The sequence below is a fragment of the Pseudovibrio exalbescens genome (assembly GCF_028737195.1).
Lineage (GTDB): Bacteria > Pseudomonadota > Alphaproteobacteria > Rhizobiales > Stappiaceae > Pseudovibrio > Pseudovibrio zosterae.
Genome location: NZ_JAQZAJ010000017.1, coordinates 1 through 2,637 on the forward strand (window position 1 = coordinate 1; position 2,637 = coordinate 2,637).

General features: G+C 55.8%; 3 protein-coding genes. 1 reads left to right on the forward strand and 2 read right to left on the reverse strand.

What is annotated here, in order from left to right:
* Positions 1–24 precede the first annotated feature (24 nt).
* Positions 25–579 carry a putative glycolipid-binding domain-containing protein gene (locus PUV47_RS19800; protein WP_274220333.1) on the reverse strand — a complete coding sequence of 185 codons (555 nt, stop codon included), beginning with the start codon at positions 577–579 and terminating at the stop codon, positions 25–27.
* 39 nt (positions 580–618) lie between these two features.
* Entirely contained in the window at positions 619–1,560 is a 942-nt protein-coding gene (locus PUV47_RS19805; protein ID WP_274220334.1) for a LysR family transcriptional regulator, read from the reverse strand.
* A gap of 72 nt (positions 1,561–1,632) precedes the next feature.
* On the opposite strand from PUV47_RS19805, the gene PUV47_RS19810 reads away from it, so the two are divergent.
* On the forward strand, positions 1,633–2,565 hold the full coding sequence (locus tag PUV47_RS19810) for a DMT family transporter (RefSeq protein ID WP_274220335.1): 933 nt from the start codon (positions 1,633–1,635) through the stop codon (positions 2,563–2,565).
* Positions 2,566–2,637: the final 72 nt, after the last annotated feature.

Sequence of the window (2,637 nt, forward strand, 5' to 3'; positions counted from 1 at the left end):
TAATACCGCGGGGCTTTTTGCTTTCTAGCCCATGACACGTCTGAATGTTTCAGGATAGTCGAAGACAAAGCCGTCTTCATCGACCTCCAAGGTTGCCGTGAATTTGCGAAACAGCCCCTCATAGAGATAGCTGCTCTCCGTCCTGCGGGTATACCGCTGGTCTACTTTTTCTGGCAGAAGAGATGGCACTGGAATGTACGCAACATTCAAGTCAGCGGCAGTATTGATCGCAAGCTTCAGGCGACGGATTGGCAAGGTATTGGTGAAAGGCGTTGCTGCAAAATCAACATCGAGGCAGCCCCTCAAGTGCTCCAGTTCTTTTCCGGTTCCGTCTTGCCAGTTTCCGTTCCCATCCGAGACCAGAGTTCTGCTGGTGCCATCGGTAAGCGTGGCGGAAAATCGCCTCGTTCTCCAGTTCAGGTCGAGCTCCATGGTGTAGTGAAGACCATAAGAAGCATCCTCTCTGTTGCCAATGACCACGCTAGAGACGGCATAAAGGGTACCACCTTGTTTGAGGGTGAAATGCTCCAGCCCGGTATTGTTCCAGTCTGACCACCGAATGGTGCGGTTCAAGTGCATCTGAAATCCTTCCCTTTATGGGCAGGGTCGGGCTGACAATCAGAACGCGAGCGTGCCCATACCGTTGTCGAGGCGATCATTCCAGCTCGCCAACGCTCTGGCCAGACGCCCACCGGCGCCATTTTCTGGGTCACTCGCGCGCATCACTGCCCACCAGTCCAATGAAAAGCCGTTTTCTCCCAGTGGCTTGGCGATCAAAGTCCCATCTGCAATCTCAGGTTCCACTGCCCAACGACTGAAAACGCCAACACCAAATCCTGCCCGCACCAAATCGATCACAGCCTCTGGCGTCGGCATGTGGGTTATGTTGCGGTACATGGTGTCGGGTACGCCAATCACCGTCTGCCACTCGAAACCAGGCTCGGACGAGATCGGATAGGCGTAGTAGCGCTCCTCCACCAAATGGCTGCTGTCAACAAATGGCAGCTCTGCGAGCCGGTGATCGGGCGCCATCACTGCGACCAGCGGATCGGCACCCAGGTTGAACCAGCGGAATTGGGGCAGCGGTGACGGGCGGCCATACATTGTGACCACATCGACCGTGCCTTGGCTGAGGGAAGACAGAGGCTTGGAGGTCGAACTGCCGGAAAGATCAACGGTCAGCTGCGGCTCTGCAACTTCCAGGTGAGCAAGGAATGCTGGCAGCCAATGATAGCGGCTGTAGGTTGCCTGGCCGAGGCGAACGAGAATTTGCTTCCCGTTGTACGAGGCTTCAAGCTCCTGTTCCAGACGTGCCAGTTCATCCAGAAACTGTTCCGACATGGCGCGAATCTTCTCGCCTTCGGGCGTCAGCGTGACCACCTTCTCTGCCCGGCGCAAAAGCCGAAACCCGATCCGGCGTTCCGCCTCCTTCAAGCGATGGGAGGCCGCAGATTGCGTTATGCCCAACCGTGCTGCTGCCGCAGTAAGGCTTCGGGTCTCCGCAATAGCGCTCAAAAGCGCCAGATGACTTATGGTCAGCCTTGGAATCATAGCGCCCATGAAAACATTTCAGAGCACCTTTGAATATTTCGAATTTCCCTAGTGCCCAAAAAAAAATTAGCGGTAGTCGCCATGTTGAAAGGTGCTCGCATATCCCTGTCCGATTTCGGACCAAACACGGCAACAGCGTTGATCGCGCTGACGGCTGTGTGCTTCGGCCTTGTGCCGTTGTTCGCGAAGGAACTGCAGGGCCAAGGTGTTGGTTCTGCAGCGATTGCCCTCTACCGGTATATCTTTTCTGCGGTATTGCTGAGCCCTTTCTTGCCTTTGAGTAAGGGAAAGCTGCGTCAAGCAGGTTTGATGACCGTCACTGGAGTGTTTTTGGGCCTCGGGTGGATTGGGTATTTGGAGGCGGTCAAGACCGTCCCTGTAGCTGCGGCAGGCGTGATCTACATGACCTATCCGCTTTTTGTTTTGTTGTTCGCCTGGATCATGGTCGGCATGAAGCCGAGCAAGAATTCCCTTATGGCTGGGGGATTGATCGTGGCTGCAGCGGCATGTGTGGCTGACCCTACGGTGCTGACCGCGGATATGTCTGCTGCACTCATGATGGCGTGGACGGCTCCGCTGGGTTTTGGTCTTCTGGTCGTGGTGCTGACCACAATGGTCGACAAACTAAGCGCCATGGAACGCATGGCGACCGGTATGCTCGGTGCCACCATTGGTCTTGCCCCCAGCGCAATCATGAGCGAGGGCATGGGCATAATCCCAACGGACTGGTCCATGTTGGCGTTGATTGCGGCGCTGGGGCTGATCACTTCGGTGCTGCCCCAGGTGATATACACTGTGGCTTGCATTCGTGTTGGGCCATCGCGGGCAGCCGTGGCCGGTAGTCTTGAGCTTCCCACCATGTTCGTCATCGGCTTTCTTGCTTTTGGCGAGGCTTTAGGTCCGCGTGAGCTGATTGCCGCCGCATTGGTTCTCACCGCCGTGTTTCTGGTCCAAAGCCCAAAACCCGCTGCGGGCCGCACAGAGCCGCAGCAAATGCCAGCCGCGGCTCCTTAACTCCTAGCTCATCTAATTAACCATCAGCCCCCTCCCCATATCTGTTGGGGAGGGTTTTTTTATTTTTTTATT